This is a genomic window from Acinetobacter sp. Swhac1 (assembly GCF_013390985.1).
Classification (GTDB): Bacteria; Pseudomonadota; Gammaproteobacteria; order Pseudomonadales; family Moraxellaceae; genus Acinetobacter; species Acinetobacter towneri.
Genome location: NZ_JACASN010000004.1, coordinates 108,573 through 122,964, shown reverse-complemented (window position 1 = coordinate 122,964; position 14,392 = coordinate 108,573). Strand labels below are relative to the sequence as shown.

Annotated in this window: 16 protein-coding genes; 7 read left to right on the top strand and 9 right to left on the bottom strand. The window is 40.7% G+C overall.

The features are described from left to right. Nucleotides 1–27: 27 nt before the first annotated feature. A complete protein-coding gene (gene rhlB, locus HX743_RS03315; protein ID WP_004971493.1) occupies nucleotides 28–1,179 on the bottom strand; it encodes an ATP-dependent RNA helicase RhlB in 1,152 nt (383 codons plus the stop codon). Nucleotides 1,180–1,289: 110 nt separating this feature from the next. After that, on the bottom strand, nucleotides 1,290–1,502 hold the full coding sequence (locus HX743_RS03310) for a cold-shock protein (RefSeq protein WP_004648643.1): 213 nt from the start codon (nucleotides 1,500–1,502) through the stop codon (nucleotides 1,290–1,292). A gap of 477 nt (nucleotides 1,503–1,979) precedes the next feature. Between HX743_RS03310 and HX743_RS03305 the strand changes: the two genes are divergently transcribed. The 5 genes from HX743_RS03305 to HX743_RS03285 all read left to right on the top strand — a co-directional run bounded on the left by HX743_RS03305 (nucleotide 1,980) and on the right by HX743_RS03285 (nucleotide 4,842). Continuing rightward, nucleotides 1,980–2,234: a sulfurtransferase TusA family protein gene (locus HX743_RS03305; RefSeq protein WP_096902533.1), complete on the top strand. Its 255-nt coding sequence runs from the start codon at nucleotides 1,980–1,982 to the stop codon at nucleotides 2,232–2,234. Between the two features lie 165 nt (nucleotides 2,235–2,399). Further along, complete coding sequence (gene rpoH / locus HX743_RS03300; protein ID WP_004971496.1) at nucleotides 2,400–3,269, top strand: RNA polymerase sigma factor RpoH; 870 nt, start codon at nucleotides 2,400–2,402, stop codon at nucleotides 3,267–3,269. Nucleotides 3,270–3,440: 171 nt separating this feature from the next. Continuing rightward, nucleotides 3,441–3,806: a DUF423 domain-containing protein gene (locus tag HX743_RS03295; RefSeq protein ID WP_178318505.1), complete on the top strand. Its 366-nt coding sequence runs from the start codon at nucleotides 3,441–3,443 to the stop codon at nucleotides 3,804–3,806. A 42-nt stretch (nucleotides 3,807–3,848) separates the two neighbouring features. Continuing rightward, the gene (gene thiS / locus HX743_RS03290; RefSeq protein WP_104851805.1) at nucleotides 3,849–4,046 is read left to right on the top strand and encodes a sulfur carrier protein ThiS; all 198 of its coding nucleotides are present in this window, start codon (nucleotides 3,849–3,851) and stop codon (nucleotides 4,044–4,046) included. 13 nt (nucleotides 4,047–4,059) lie between these two features. After that, nucleotides 4,060–4,842, top strand: a complete 783-nt coding sequence (locus tag HX743_RS03285; protein ID WP_004971502.1) for a thiazole synthase — start codon at nucleotides 4,060–4,062, stop codon at nucleotides 4,840–4,842. Between the two features lie 81 nt (nucleotides 4,843–4,923). Here HX743_RS03285 and HX743_RS03280 read toward each other — a convergent pair whose 3' ends face one another. Then, on the bottom strand, nucleotides 4,924–5,535 hold the full coding sequence (locus HX743_RS03280; protein ID WP_168419162.1) for a glutathione binding-like protein: 612 nt from the start codon (nucleotides 5,533–5,535) through the stop codon (nucleotides 4,924–4,926). A gap of 216 nt (nucleotides 5,536–5,751) precedes the next feature. Here HX743_RS03280 and HX743_RS03275 point away from each other — a divergent pair, with 216 nt between their 5' ends. Next, a complete protein-coding gene (locus HX743_RS03275; protein ID WP_178318504.1) occupies nucleotides 5,752–7,203 on the top strand; it encodes a SulP family inorganic anion transporter in 1,452 nt (483 codons plus the stop codon). Nucleotides 7,204–7,388: 185 nt separating this feature from the next. Next, nucleotides 7,389–8,105, top strand: coding sequence for a tRNA (guanosine(46)-N7)-methyltransferase TrmB (gene trmB, locus HX743_RS03270; protein ID WP_004971514.1), 717 nt, complete (start codon nucleotides 7,389–7,391; stop codon nucleotides 8,103–8,105). A gap of 69 nt (nucleotides 8,106–8,174) precedes the next feature. Here trmB and HX743_RS03265 read toward each other — a convergent pair whose 3' ends face one another. The 6 genes from HX743_RS03265 to HX743_RS03240 form a co-directional block, all read right to left on the bottom strand. After that, a complete protein-coding gene (locus HX743_RS03265; RefSeq protein WP_178318503.1) occupies nucleotides 8,175–8,951 on the bottom strand; it encodes a Rossmann-like and DUF2520 domain-containing protein in 777 nt (258 codons plus the stop codon). A gap of 104 nt (nucleotides 8,952–9,055) precedes the next feature. After that, nucleotides 9,056–9,853, bottom strand: coding sequence for a thioesterase family protein (locus tag HX743_RS03260; RefSeq protein ID WP_104851802.1), 798 nt, complete (start codon nucleotides 9,851–9,853; stop codon nucleotides 9,056–9,058). A gap of 82 nt (nucleotides 9,854–9,935) precedes the next feature. Continuing rightward, on the bottom strand, nucleotides 9,936–10,622 hold the full coding sequence (locus HX743_RS03255; protein ID WP_178318502.1) for a class I SAM-dependent methyltransferase: 687 nt from the start codon (nucleotides 10,620–10,622) through the stop codon (nucleotides 9,936–9,938). A 60-nt stretch (nucleotides 10,623–10,682) separates the two neighbouring features. After that, nucleotides 10,683–11,675, bottom strand: coding sequence for a biotin synthase BioB (gene bioB, locus HX743_RS03250; protein WP_178318501.1), 993 nt, complete (start codon nucleotides 11,673–11,675; stop codon nucleotides 10,683–10,685). Between the two features lie 191 nt (nucleotides 11,676–11,866). Beyond that, nucleotides 11,867–13,555 carry an AMP-binding protein gene (locus HX743_RS03245; protein WP_178318500.1) on the bottom strand — a complete coding sequence of 563 codons (1,689 nt, stop codon included), beginning with the start codon at nucleotides 13,553–13,555 and terminating at the stop codon, nucleotides 11,867–11,869. An 83-nt stretch (nucleotides 13,556–13,638) separates the two neighbouring features. Continuing rightward, nucleotides 13,639–14,265, bottom strand: coding sequence for a TetR/AcrR family transcriptional regulator (locus HX743_RS03240; protein WP_004971526.1), 627 nt, complete (start codon nucleotides 14,263–14,265; stop codon nucleotides 13,639–13,641). Between the last annotated feature and the right edge of the window lie 127 nt (nucleotides 14,266–14,392).

The window sequence follows — 14,392 nt, the reverse complement described above, 5'->3', positions numbered from 1 at the left end:
AAACTAAAAAATAGCTTAAATGAGTAATTAGCAATAACCATCTAAACGTGTTAATGGCAATTTTTGACCAATGGCTTTTTCAATTTCTGGTAAATAGAACGCATCATCTTCCGACAAGAAGCTAATACTCACACCACGTGTACCTGCACGACCTGTACGACCAATACGGTGCACATAATCATCTGACTGTTCAGGCAAAGTGAAATTCACCACATGCGAAACACCATCGACATGAATACCACGCCCTGCAACGTCTGTTGCAATCATGATGTTATGTTTGCCATTTTTAAACTGATCCAGCATTTTTAAGCGTTTGTCTTGGGCAATTTCACCTGACAACATCACCACTTTATAGCCATCACGCTTTAAATGATCATAAAGCTTACGCACCTGATCACGCCGATTGGCAAAAATCATGACTTTTTCAATCGGCTCATCACGTAAAATTTCTTCAAGCAATTTGTATTTATCGGTTTTGGCAACCATATATACCCGTTGCTCAACATCGGCATTGGTTTTCTTTTCAGGTTCAATTTCGACTGTAACAGGTTCAAATAACCACTGTTGAGCCAAGTTCAACACATCATAACTAAAAGTTGCCGAGAACATTAACGTCTGACGCTGTTCCTTACGCGGTGAATAACGCACAATACGTTTTACCGATGGAATAAAGCCCATATCCAGCAAGCGGTCTGCTTCATCAATCACTAAAAACTCAATCTGATCTAGCCAAACTTCTTTTTGTTCTACAAAATCAATCAAGCGCCCTGGTGTCGCAACAATAATATCGACAAAGTTTTTATTGAGTTGTGACTTTTGCTTATCAAAATCTACACCACCCAACAAAGTCACCACATTTAAGTCGGTAAATTTGGTTAAGTCTTTTGCATCACTTTCGATTTGCAAAGCCAATTCACGCGTAGGCGCTAAAACCAATGCACGTGGTTCACCACGATAACGCTGTCCTTGAATTGGGTTATTCAATAAATCGTTGATCACACTAATTAAAAAGGCAGCAGTTTTTCCTGTACCTGTTTGCGCACGACCAATGGCATCATGTCCAGCCAAAGTAAATTTTAAAACCTTTTGCTGAATTGGCGTCATTTCCTTGAAACCCAAAGCATCAATAGCCTGTTTCAATTGCGGATGTAAATTTAAGGTTTCAAAACCAGATGACATAAATATGTGCTCGAACTTATACAGACAAAAAACTGACCTATTATAAACAGAAATACAAATAAAAAACGCCCCAATCAGGATTGGAGCGTTTTTTTAGAATAATCGAGTGATTAGTCTAATGGCTGTACTTCTTCAGCTTGGAAGCCTTTTTGGCCTTTTACTACGCTGAATTCAACACGTTGGCCGTCACGAAGTGAACGGTGGCCGTCACCTTGGATCGCACGGAAGTGAACGAATACATCGTCGCCGCCATTGCGTTGGATAAAGCCAAAGCCTTTAGTGTCGTTGAACCATTTAACTACGCCTTGTTCACGAGCTGTCATAAGTTAATCCTCATTGATTAAAAAGAAGGACCACCCGGTGTTGCAAACAGCAGAGCAAACAAAGTTTAAAAATATTTTTATTTCTAAGCTTGTAATCATTCTGTATAACTATTAACAAAATCCCGGTTACATCCATTTGTAATAGGGCGACAAACAACGATTGTCTATCTAAAATCCTAAATACGCATCGAGCTTAACACGGCTTTATGACAATTAATAGATTTTTTTTGATTTATCTTGTTCAGTTTGAAACGAGTTGAACAAATAGAAAATTTTTATTTCTGTTAAGTGACTTAGCACAATTTTGATCTATAAATTTTATTGCAAATATCTCACAAAATAAGCCAATTCTCTTGCCCTTATGCGCAGTAAGCCGCGCAATGAATAGCCCCGATGCTTCAGATGAAATTTATTTGGGATTTGTGAGCGAATTTGCTAGTATGATCATTCTGTTTTTTAAGGCGAATTTTTACTTCAATGCTGTGTGATGCTGAACAACCTATCATAGTGATTGATGCCATGGGACAACCTTGTCCTATGCCTTTATTGATGCTAAAACGTGCCCTTAAACAATCAGATTCTGCACGGTTTTTATTGAAGTCATCTGATCCGCATAGCCAGCAAGATGTGGCGCGTTATTGTCAGTTACATCAATACAGCTGTGAAGCAAGTCAGATTTCGGCAACAGAGTTTCATTATGTGATTGATGTTGCCAAGCCAAAAGCATCGTAATAAGCATATCTGTTTGATTGTTCATTTGTTTTAATGACTTAATATTCGCCGCTTATTGCTATAAAGATTTACATATCTACACCAATTTTACTTATTTAAGTAGAATATTGGCATTAAGATAAAGACATCGGTTATTTTACCTACCTAATCCTATAAGGAGATCTCATGAGTGACAGCAGCAATCAGTTGATGCCCCTGTCATTATCTGCACCAGGGGTAAACCTCGGGGCTTATATTAGTACTGTTAACCAAATTCCTATTTTAACGGCTGAACAAGAAAAAGAGTTAGCCGAGCGTTATTATTACGATCAAGATTTAGACGCGGCCAAAATGTTGGTCATGTCGCATTTACGTTTTGTGGTGCATATTGCACGAAGTTATGCGGGCTATGGTTTACCGCAGGGCGATTTAATTCAGGAAGGCAACTTGGGCTTAATGAAAGCCGTGAAACGCTTTGACCCGAATATGGGCGTGCGTTTGGTGTCATTTGCCGTGCACTGGATTAAAGCTGAAATTCACGAATATGTGATTCGTAACTGGCGTATTGTTAAAATTGCCACCACCAAGGCGCAGCGTAAATTGTTCTTTAATTTGCGTAGCCTCAAAAAATCTAGCAAAAAACTGACGCTTGAAGAAGCACAATCTATTGCCAATGACTTAAATGTGACTGCAGAACAAGTCTTGGAAATGGAAGGTCGTTTAACGGCTTATGACGCAGCTTTTGAAGCACAGGGCGATGATGACGATGAAGGTTCAACTTATGTTGCACCTGCATTGTATTTGGAAGATAACCGTTACGACCCTGCACGTTTAGTCGAAAACGAAGACTACGAAGAACAAAGCACTTCTGCTCTGCATGAAGCTATGGAGCAGTTGGATGATCGTTCACGTAATATTTTGCAGCGTCGCTGGTTAGATGATGATAAATCGACCCTACATGAATTGGCAGCAGAATATAATGTTTCAGCAGAACGTATTCGTCAGCTCGAAAAAAATGCCATGGAAAAAATTAAAGTGGCAATGTCATCAAACTAAACTGACACTCTCAAGATGAATACAAACACATCGAAAAATAAAATTGGGCAAACTGCCCTTTTTTATTGTCTTGGATTTGTACAACCCACATACGGGCAGGCAATTCTCAGATTTTCCCAAGCTTAAAAATGTGCTAAGGTTAAGCGCAAAATTAAATAGGTCAATTTGCGTATGTGGATTGCAATTTCTGCCTTGAATTTAGCGGTTGCGGTATTACTTGGTGCATTTGGTGCACATGGTTTAAAAGCCCGTGCAACTGAGGTTCAATTGGATTGGTGGCAAACTGCAACAGATTATTTTTTCTATCATGCTCTTGGACTTTTGGCATTAGGCATCTTAGCTAAAGTGATTCCACAACTTCCCATTAAAGCCAGTTTTATTCTAATCCAACTGGGTATTTTATTTTTCTGCGGTTCACTTTATATCATGGCATTGGACATTGTACGCGGCTTGGGCATGATTACCCCAATTGGTGGTGTGCTCATGATTGCGGGCTGGCTGACCTTAGCATGGCAAGCCATGAAATATGCTAAATAAAGCTCAATTGTATTTTGTAATTTTGAAGATGGATTCACGGTCATGCAAATTTATCTGAATGGCGAAACACAACAGACCTCTCACACGACCCTGTTACAACTGATTCAGGCATTAGATTTAGAAGGCAAACGTTTTGCTGTGGAGCAAAACGAAAAAATTATTGCCAAAAGTAAACTTGCCGAAACCCCTATTTGCGATCAAGACCGCATTGAAATTATTCATGCCGTTGGTGGCGGCTAAACTCGGAGCACCCATGCAAGATACCTTTAAAATTGGTTCACGTACCTTTAATTCACGTTTATTGGTGGGTACGGGCAAATATAAAGATTTAACCGAAACAGATTTGGCGATTCAAGCCAGTGGCGCAGAAATTGTCACGGTTGCCATTCGTCGTGTAAACATTGGGCAACATCCAGATCAGCCAAACTTACTTTCCGTAATTCCACCAGAAAAATACACCATTTTGCCAAATACAGCAGGCTGTTTTGATGCCAACAGTGCCGTGCGCACCTGCATGTTGGCGCGTGAATTGCTAGATGGTCACAACCTCGTCAAACTAGAAGTTTTGGGCGATGAAAAAACCCTCTACCCAAATATCACCGAAACTTTAAAAGCTGCACGTACGCTGATTGACGATGGTTTTGAGATCATGGTCTACACATCAGACGACCCGATTGTGGCACAAGAACTGGAAAGTATGGGTTGTGTGGCCATTATGCCATTGGGTAGCCTGATCGGTTCTGGATTAGGTATTTTAAACCCGCACACCATTTCTATTATTAAAGAAAATGCCAAAGTACCAGTATTGGTGGATGCAGGTGTAGGTACAGCCAGTGATGCGGCGATTGCCATGGAATTAGGCTGTGATGGCGTACTCATGAATACTGCAATTGCAGCTGCACAAAACCCTGTATTGATGGCTTCTGCTATGCGTAAAGCGGTTGAAGCAGGTCGTGAAGCTTATTTAGCAGGCCGTATGCCACGTAAACGTATGGCCAATGCCAGCTCACCTGAAACAGGTTATTTCTTTAAATAGTTTGTTTAAGCCAAACAAAAAAGACGTTGCGTGAGTACCCAACGTCTTTTTTATTATGTGATTTTGGTGCTTAAAAACCAATTAAGGAATTAACCCTTCATCACGCATCGCAATTTGTACAGACTGACGTGCAGCCACTTTATTGCGAATTTCTACCACATGGCTATATGGGGTTAAATCATGCTCGATATAGTTTGACCAATTCGTGATCACAAATAAATACGCATCGGCAGGGCCAAAGTTATCATCTACCAAATACTCATGATCTGATGCCGCAATGGCTTGATCAATATACGTTAATAAACGATCAATTTCTGCATAGGCTTTTTCTTTGGCTTCTGCATCTAAAGGCGCACCAAAAAATACTGCGTAGGCATCATGTAATTCTGAGTTGAGATATCCTAACCATTCTAAAACTTTCGCACGCCCCAAACCTGATGGCGGAATTAAGTCTTGCTTAGGGTCTTGCTGCGCCAAAAATGGTAAAAGTGCAACATTTTCAGTCAAAATTAAACCCGGGTTAATTTCTAAAGCAGGCACATAACCCTTTGGATTAATTTCGTAATAATCGACACCCTTTTCTGTTTTATGGGTTTTTAAATCCACACGTTCTATATCAAAATCGACATTGACTTCATTTAAAATAATATGGGCTGCCAAAGAGCTTGCACCAGGTGAATAATAAAGCTTCATATTTGATCCTTGTTATATAACTATCTCTGTTGTAAATCGCTTGGCATCAACTTGCAAGTGATTGAACCTATAAATTGCAAAAAAGCATAAATGTTTTAAAAGTTCTTACGCTTTGACTATCCTGCAAATGAAAGTCTTTTTCAAGTCTGTTTAACCTGCTTTTTATCTAAAGATGTTTTAACATACAGCCCTTTAAAGTTTCATGAAATTTAGATTGTGATTAGCCTGAAAAAAGAAGAATGGTTTTCCAATATCCGTACCGATGTATTGGCAGGATTAGTGGTTGGCTTGGCGCTGATTCCTGAATCAATTGCTTTTTCTGCAATTGCAGGTGTCGACCCGCAAGTCGGTTTATATGCCTCATTTTGTATTGCGGTTACGATTGCTTTCTTAGGTGGTCGTACTGCCATGATTTCTGCAGCAACAGGGGCAATGGCATTGCTGATGATTACCTTGGTAAAAGAGCACGGCCTGCAATATTTACTGGCTGCGACAGTACTCACAGGGCTGATTCAGGTTATAGCAGGCTATTTTAAAGTTGCCAAACTGATGCGTTTTGTTTCGCAATCGGTAGTTTATGGCTTTGTAAATGCCTTGGCGATTTTAATTTTTGTGGCGCAACTGCCTGAATTATCACAAATGGATGGCTTAGGCTATTTATTTGTAGGATTAGGTTTAGCGGTAGTCTATCTGTTTCCATACATTCCTAAAATTGGTAAAAGCATTCCCTCGCCTTTGGTCTGCATTATTGTGCTGAGTGTGGTTGCTTTATTACTTGGTGCAGATATGCGTACCGTAAGCGATTTGGGACAATTTCCCGACACGCTGCCTATTTTTCTAGTGCCTGACATTCCACTGAATTTTGAAACTTTATTTATTATTTTTCCTTATGCCATGACCTTAGCCACAGTCGGTTTACTCGAAACCATGATGACCACTACGATTGTCAATGAAGCCACAGGCACAGAAGCAGATCGGCATCAGGAATGTCGTGGTCAGGGTTATGCCAATATTGTCAGTGGCTTTATGGGCGGTATGGCAGGCTGTGCCATGATTGGGCAATCTATTATCAACGTCAGTTCTGGGGCGCGTACACGGCTATCTACACTTACAGCAGGCGTATTTTTGCTGTGCTTGGTGGTATTTCTCAAAGATTGGTTGGCATATATTCCTATGGCAGCATTGGTCGCAATTATGATTATGGTGTCATTCACGACTTTTAACTGGGATTCCATCCGTAACTTTAAAAAGCATCCCAAACAAAGCAATATTGTTATGTTAGCTGTGGTCATTGTGGTGTTAGTTACCCACAACCTTGCTTTGGGTGTCTTTGTTGGCGTACTGCTTTCTGCTCTATTTTTGGTGAATAAACTGGAAAGTGAAGTTAAAGTCAGTTCGTTTTTATTAGGCGAACATACCCGCCAATATGTGATTTCAGGGCAAATTTTCTTTAGCAGTTCAGAAAAGTTTTATCAGTTTTTTGATTTTTCAGAAGATATTAGCAATGTCACCATCGACTTAACGCATGCGCATATTTGGGATATTACCTCTGTAAATATGCTGAATAGCGTGGTGAACAAATTTAAAGCCCAACAAATTAAAGTGCATATTATTGGATTGAATGAGGCCAGTCATACCTTAATTGATCAATACAGTACCCATTCGTAATTATTGTATTAAAATACCGTTGATGATGTTAAATGCTGAATCTTAATGATTCGGCATTTTTTATGCTCAAAAGATGCAGATGTATCGCAATCTTGCACGGCGCTGCGAAAAACAGCGAAAAAATTTGACTTCAATGGCTCAGGACTTAAAATACCGCATTCGAATTTATTAGATTTGCCAAAATTATGTCGAACGATCAATTAGACCAGCACGTTGTCGAGCTGGACAACCTCAACGAGCATCGTGAAATTGTAACGTTCATGCGCCGTTCTTCACCATTGAATACGTCACAACGTAGCGCCTTGGAACAATACGGCGACTTAATTTTGGAATATCCTGTTGGCGATTTACGTCAACATTTTGAACACCCTGAACGCCCGCTTACAGTAGAAATTGGTTTTGGGATGGGGCGTTCTTTGGTACTTATGGCGCAGGCCAATCCTGAACGTAACTTTGTCGGGATTGAAGTCCATATTCCAGGCATTGCACAGTGCGTTTATGAAGCAGGTACAGCAGGTTTAAGCAACTTACGTGTCTTAGATGCCGATGCAATTCAAGTACTGCGTGAAATGCCAGACAATAGCATTGATACGGTGCAGTTATATTTCCCAGACCCATGGCAGAAAAAACGTCACTTCAAACGCCGTTTTGTTGCTCATGAACGCATGGAATTGGTAGAGCAAAAATTAGTGTTAGGTGGTACGTTCCATGCAGCAACCGACTGGGAACCGTATGCAGAATGGATGCTGGATGTATTGGACAACCGTCCACGTTTAGAAAACTTGGCGGGTAAAGGCAATAGCTACCCTCGCCCTGAATGGCGTCCACAAACCAAGTTTGAACGCCGCGGAATTGAAGCAGGTCATAAGATTAATGATTTTATCTTCAAGAAAATTAACTAATTTCTGCTAGAAAAAATGCTTCCACAAGGAAGCATTTTTTATTTGAACTCGTGTTATCGTATCAAATGACTAAGATTGATGCCGCGTTAAAATCTGTTGGCTCATTAGCGCATAAACTTCGGCAAGTGCATGTTGCTGCCCTGCTACCAATAAGTCCTGATGCATTTTTAAAATATTGTGATCACCCCGCATGGCAGGCCCTGTTTGCATTTGACGCGGATCATTCTGGGTCGCTTTATGCGCAGTTTCCAAAATAAGAGGATACAGCAGACTGAAATCTACTTGCTGAGCATCGACCACTTGCTTGGCCATGTCATAACAATAATTACTAAAATTACAGGCAAATACCGCAGCCAAATGCAAACTCAAACGCTGTGCTGAAGTATAGGCATAAACCCTTTTGCTTAGGCTATTTGCCAAAATCATTAAAAGCTGCTGATCTTCAGCAAATGCAGCTTCTATAAATAAAGGCGTTTCTGACCAATCAATTTCACACTCTAAACTAAAGGTTTGCAAGGGATAAAATACCCCTGAACGTACATGATGCTGTTGCAATACATCTAATTTAGTACTGCCTGAGGTATGCACAATCAACACATGATTTAAGTCACGATGAACTTCCTGAATCACCTGTCCAATGGCCTGATCACTCACTGCGATAATTACTAAATCCAGGTCTGAATGAAATTGTTCTACTTCTGCAATTGCTTCTGCGCCAACCTGTGCAGCCAACTGCTGTGCCTTGTCCAGACTGCGGCTATAAATTTGCACAATTTGATGCTGTGCGTTTAAAACATGAGCCAAATGATGTGCAACGCGCCCTGCACCAATCAAACTAATTCGCATAATATTTTCAGATAAAATAAGATGAAATAATCTGCACACAGCATGCCAATAAAAAAAGGACGAAGCAATTCGTCCTGATGTTTTTTGTTTGATATCGAATAGATTTAGAATTGACGCAAAGTTAAAATCTGCTCACTACGTCCAAATGGCCCTTGAGTATCATGCAAAACTGCACTCGTTAAGCCAATACCATCTTCACCATATTGTTGTGTTACTTCCAAGCCTAGCCATTCGCCTTGCGGTAAACGGTGTAAATGCATTTGCAAATCTAAATTTGGAAAACCCCAACCCGCATTCGGGTCTAAACGTGGCACTACGCCATTGGCGGTATCCACCATCCCCAATAAACGCACAAAACTAGATGTGCTTTGATTTTCAACCATATCCAATTGGTTTCTTAACCAAACGATGCCCTTACCTGCACGACGATCTAAATGCGCACGGGTTTCAATGCTTTGAATATAGCCGCCCGGCCAACAACGCATGCCATCCCAATCGGGCAAATATTCAGGGTTTTCTATCGGTAAATCTTCCAATCCTGCAATTGCGCGTGTATCTGAGGTTTTCATTTTCCATGCACGCGCCACAATACAGGTTTTTCCTTCAGCACACATTTCCGCTTCAATCAGCTCAATGGTTTTACCCGGTCGAATCATACGGGTGGTGATACTAAATTCACCAAAGGCAATTAAGCCAAAAATATCTAAACCGACCCGACCAATTCGCATATCATCACGCGGCATAAATTGCTCAAGTTCTGCACACAAAATACCCGTTGCAGGTGCCATGTGTTGTTCATGCGGATTCCACGCGCCTTGTGCATGAATGTTGCAACGATAGTGCGCAGTACAACCACCATCGGCATGTTGTTCACGTTTGAGTAAAGTGTAATATGCTGACATTTTTTCTCTTTCCCTGATCTAACTTTTCTTGTGCGGATACTTTTACTACAAAGATTACTGACTAAATAATGTTATTTATCAACTATTTCTGCGCAAAAAAACCATAATAATTCATAATTTGACAATAGGCCTTAGACTGCCTAAAACCCACCTGAGTGAGTAATGACCTCTGTGCTTCTGCAGAAATTAAATGAAAATCATCGGCCAGTCGTGCAATCATTTTTTCTGCCTGTAGCACGGTTAAACCACTCTCTAGTGCCAAATTCTGCATCCAGCGCAGTTCTATATTTTCAGTCTGCTGCATCAGATCATAGCTTAATAAAATCGCTGTAGGTTTTAATGTTTGGTAAATATCTTGAAAAAATAATGTTTTTTCTGCGACTGGCACAAAATGCGCCACCAAAATCGCCAATGCCGCATCAAACTGCAAATTTTCAACCTGCGCTTGTTGGGCAAATTGGTGGGTATCTGCCTGTATAAAACGTACTCGCTCATGCCCTGCCACAGACTGAATGTTTTTTTCTGCCTGCTGTAACATGCTTAAAGATGGGTCGATGGCCGTAAATTGCCACTGTGGATGTTGCTGCAGTAAATACTGCAACTCATAGCCTGTGCCACACCCCACCACTAAAACTTGTGCTGTTTCGGGCAAATGACTACTTAAAATTGCATTGATGTGTTGATGTACCAATTCATATCCGGGAATGAGTTTCCGAATATGACTGTCATAGCCTGCAACCACAGTTGCACTGTGAAAATCTTTTGCCATATCACATGATTCTTCTTTAATTTACTGACATTAAATATCTGAGTCTTTTTCAAGATCTGCTTAAGCCACAGCCATTGCATCTACCGACAATTCCGAAACGGTTGACTTGGCACGTTCAGGCACTAAGCCTAATTTTTGGAACAATTGTTTGTCTTTGCCTTCGCCTGCGTTTGGTGTAGTTAAAAGTTTTTCACCTGAGAATAACGAGTTCGCACCTGCCATAAATGCCAACGCCTGATCTGAATCAGGTAATGATTCACGCCCTGCAGATAAACGAATATAGCTGTTTGGCATGATAATACGTGCAACTGCAATGGTACGAATCCACTCAATCACATCCAGTTTTTCTACTTCAGCCAATGGTGTACCTTCAATCGGAACTAACATATTGATCGGCACAGATTCAGGATGTAACGGTAAAGTCGCTAATTCATGTAATAAACCAATACGGTCTTGGGTATCTTCACCTAAACCGACAATACCGCCACTACATACTTTCATACCTGTTTGACGCACAATATCCAAAGTGTTTAAGCGATCATCAAAACAGCGGGTACTAATCACATTAGGATAATACTCACGCGATGTGTCTAGGTTATGGTTGTAATAATCTAAGCCTGCATCTTTTAAGCGTTCTGCCTGCGATTGGTTTAACATCCCTAAAGTCATGCAAGTTTCTAAGCCCAGAGCTTTGACTTCACGCACCATTTCCAGAACATAGGGCATATCGCGTTCATGCGGATTACGCCAAGCAGCGCCCATACAAAAACGTGAAGAACCTGATGCTAAAGCTTCTTTGGCTTCCTGAATGACTTTATCCACTGCAATACGTTTTCCAGCTTCAAGCTGTGAATCATAATGCGCAGACTGCGAGCAATATTTACAGTCTTCAGGGCATTTGCCTGTTTTAATAGACAATAAGGTACTGACTTGTACGGTATTGGCAGCAAAATGTTGGCGATGCACACGCTGTGCTTCAAAGACTAAATCCAGAAAAGGCTGTTCATATAACTGCTGAATTTCTTCTCGAGTCCAATCATTGCGTACGGTCATTATTTTCATCCTTGATTATCACGCATCATGCTTAAACTTGTGCCATCTTTTATTAAGCCGAGCATGCGATATATTTTTAGTGTGATTATTCCTGTATAGAGTATCCCTTTATCTCTGCGTGAGAAATAAAGGGTGTGTGCTGACAAAATTAAAAGGTCGATCTTGCAGCAGTAAATAGCTGAAATAATGCCTTAAGCAATTTCCTTTAAATTTAATTCTTCACGCATAAATTCACGTAATTTAAATTTCTGTGCCTTGCCTGAAGCGGTCATTGGAAATTCACTAAAGAAGCGCACATAACGTGGGACTTTATTGTGTGAAATGTGTTCTGCACAGTATTGGCGAATTGCCTCTTCGGTACATTCATGGTGTTCATGCAAAATAATACAGGCACATAGTTCTTCACCATAACGATGATCTGGCACGCCAATTACTTGCACATCGCAGACCGCATCGTGAGTATATAAGAAATCTTCAATTTCTTTCGGGAACAGGTTTTCACCGCCACGAATCACCACATCTTTAATGCGACCTTTGATTTTTACAAAGCCTTCATCATCCATTTCTGCAATGTCGCCTGTGTGCATCCAACGTGCAACATCAATGACTTCTTGGGTTTTGTCATGTTCATCCCAGTAACCCAGCATGACTGAATAACCACGCACACACAATTCTCCTAACTGTCCGCGCGGCACGACTTTGCCTTCTTCATCGACAATTTTTACTTCCAGATGTGGATGTACACGCCCCACCGTACTGACACGACGCTCCACAGAATCTTCAGTCGAACTTTGTGCGCTCACAGGTGCTGTTTCGGTCATGCCATAACAAATGGTGATTTGCGCCATGTGCATACGGTCGATGACGCGTTGCATAATTTCCTGCGGACACGGACTGCCTGCCATAATGCCTGTGCGCAAGCTAGATAAATTAAATTCATCAAACTGTTCATGCTCTAAAATGGCAATAAACATGGTCGGTACGCCGTAAGCAGCTGTACATTTTTCTTGATGAATAGCTTTTAAGGTATCGAGCGGGTTAAACACTGCCGATGGATAGACCATGGTTGAACCATGTGTGATACACGCTAAATTGCCCATCACCATACCAAAGCAGTGAAACAGCGGTACGGAAATACAAACACGGTCTTGTGGACTTAAATGAATTGCTTCTCCTACAAAGTAACCATTATTTAAAATGTTGTTGTGGGTCAGCATAGTGCCTTTCGGATTGCCCGTCGTGCCTGAGGTAAATTGAATATTAATGGTTTCATCGAACTGCAACTCACTGGCAATGTGTTGCAGTTTTTTCAGCATGTGTGTGGTTGGAGCTGTCAATAAATCCTGAAAACGATGCATTCCTGTATGTGCTTGATCATCAATTTTAATCACATGCTTTAAATGCGGTAAACGCTTGGCGTTGAGGACTTTATTGTCTGCCTGACACAGCTCTGGGGCAATTTTCGTTAAGATGTCCTGATAGTTGGTACTTTTAAACTGCGATGCAATTACCAAACCTTTACAGGACACTTTGTTGAGCACAAATTCCAGTTCATTGCTTTTATAGGCTGGGTTTAAATTCACCAAAATCACCCCTGCCTTAAAGGCTGCGAATTGAGTGATCGTCCATTCCACACAATTCGGAGACCAAATGGCAAGGCGGTCACCTTTTTTAAAACCGAGTTTTAACAAACTACAGGCAAAGGCATTGACCTGTTGCTGTAGTTGCTTATAGGTCAGACGCACATTTTGATGCACGCTTACCAAAGCATCCTGATCTGCATATTGCTGGCAAGCCTGATCAAACTTTTCACCAATGGTCATGCCTAACAAAGGCTGATTACTGGTGCCATAGGCATAACTTAACCGTACTTGTGTCATTGAATCGATCTCCTTGATTCTTTGTAATTCTGTTTTCCATTATGACGACGATTACTTTTTGCCTGTTTTGTGCGTTGTTTTTACTACCCTCCCTGCTGTTTTCGCACTGCATTTACACAAAAGTCGGCAATTTGTTTGACAAAGTAATCTTTATAATTTTGATCAAACATCACATTGCGAGACGGGTTTAAAGGTTCAATCACTACAAAGGTCATGGAGCCAACCACACCTAAAGCAGCAGTGTTCAAATCTTCAAAATCAAACTCACCATTGACTTTTCCTTCAGCCAAAATTTCCTTGATGCTCTGTTTGATCAGTTGTTTACTGCGAAAACGCTCATGTTCCATTTCTGGGTCTACAGGCTCGAACATTAACGAATACGCCAATTGAGGGCTGTTCATCGCACGCTTCACAAAAGTGGTGACAGATTTTTGCAATTTTTGTTTTGCACTTAAATCTGACTTCGCAATGTGGTCCAAAATTTCGACCTCACGACGAATCGCATCCGATAAAACTTCAATCAAAATCTGACTTTTATTTTCAAAGTAGCGATACACCAAACCTGTAGATACGCCTGCGCGTTCTGCAATGGCTTGGATAGACGCTTCTTTAAAGCCCCCATGAGCAATAAGTTCACGAGCAGAATCTAAAATCGCCATGCGATTTTGTTCCATACGTTCCTGCATCAATGATGATCTTTTATAACTCATATCTTATTCTCAACCAGATAAAATGAATTGTAAATCATTTTGTGAATTTTAGTTCACTTTTTTAAATTTTCGATGTATGTTAGAACCTAAGCACAACAACAATGCTTGTTTTAGGAACAACAAATAT

What these genes read in the sequence shown, in the direction of transcription:
- thiS (WP_104851805.1), top strand. Translation starts at nt 3,849, where the DNA reads ATGCAAATTTATCTGAATGGCGAAACACAACAGACCTCTCACACGACC.
- HX743_RS03285 (WP_004971502.1), top strand. Translation starts at nt 4,060, where the DNA reads ATGCAAGATACCTTTAAAATTGGTTCACGTACCTTTAATTCACGTTTA.
- HX743_RS03295 (WP_178318505.1), top strand. Translation starts at nt 3,441, where the DNA reads ATGTGGATTGCAATTTCTGCCTTGAATTTAGCGGTTGCGGTATTACTT.
- rpoH (WP_004971496.1), top strand. Translation starts at nt 2,400, where the DNA reads ATGAGTGACAGCAGCAATCAGTTGATGCCCCTGTCATTATCTGCACCA.
- rhlB (WP_004971493.1), bottom strand. Translation starts at nt 1,179, where the DNA reads ATGTCATCTGGTTTTGAAACCTTAAATTTACATCCGCAATTGAAACAG.
- bioB (WP_178318501.1), bottom strand. Translation starts at nt 11,675, where the DNA reads ATGACCGTACGCAATGATTGGACTCGAGAAGAAATTCAGCAGTTATAT.
- HX743_RS03260 (WP_104851802.1), bottom strand. Translation starts at nt 9,853, where the DNA reads ATGTCAGCATATTACACTTTACTCAAACGTGAACAACATGCCGATGGT.
- HX743_RS03280 (WP_168419162.1), bottom strand. Translation starts at nt 5,535, where the DNA reads ATGAAGCTTTATTATTCACCTGGTGCAAGCTCTTTGGCAGCCCATATT.
- HX743_RS03245 (WP_178318500.1), bottom strand. Translation starts at nt 13,555, where the DNA reads ATGACACAAGTACGGTTAAGTTATGCCTATGGCACCAGTAATCAGCCT.
- HX743_RS03255 (WP_178318502.1), bottom strand. Translation starts at nt 10,622, where the DNA reads ATGGCAAAAGATTTTCACAGTGCAACTGTGGTTGCAGGCTATGACAGT.
- HX743_RS03310 (WP_004648643.1), bottom strand. Translation starts at nt 1,502, where the DNA reads ATGACAGCTCGTGAACAAGGCGTAGTTAAATGGTTCAACGACACTAAA.
- HX743_RS03305 (WP_096902533.1), top strand. Translation starts at nt 1,980, where the DNA reads ATGCTGTGTGATGCTGAACAACCTATCATAGTGATTGATGCCATGGGA.
- trmB (WP_004971514.1), top strand. Translation starts at nt 7,389, where the DNA reads ATGTCGAACGATCAATTAGACCAGCACGTTGTCGAGCTGGACAACCTC.
- HX743_RS03265 (WP_178318503.1), bottom strand. Translation starts at nt 8,951, where the DNA reads ATGCGAATTAGTTTGATTGGTGCAGGGCGCGTTGCACATCATTTGGCT.
- HX743_RS03240 (WP_004971526.1), bottom strand. Translation starts at nt 14,265, where the DNA reads ATGAGTTATAAAAGATCATCATTGATGCAGGAACGTATGGAACAAAAT.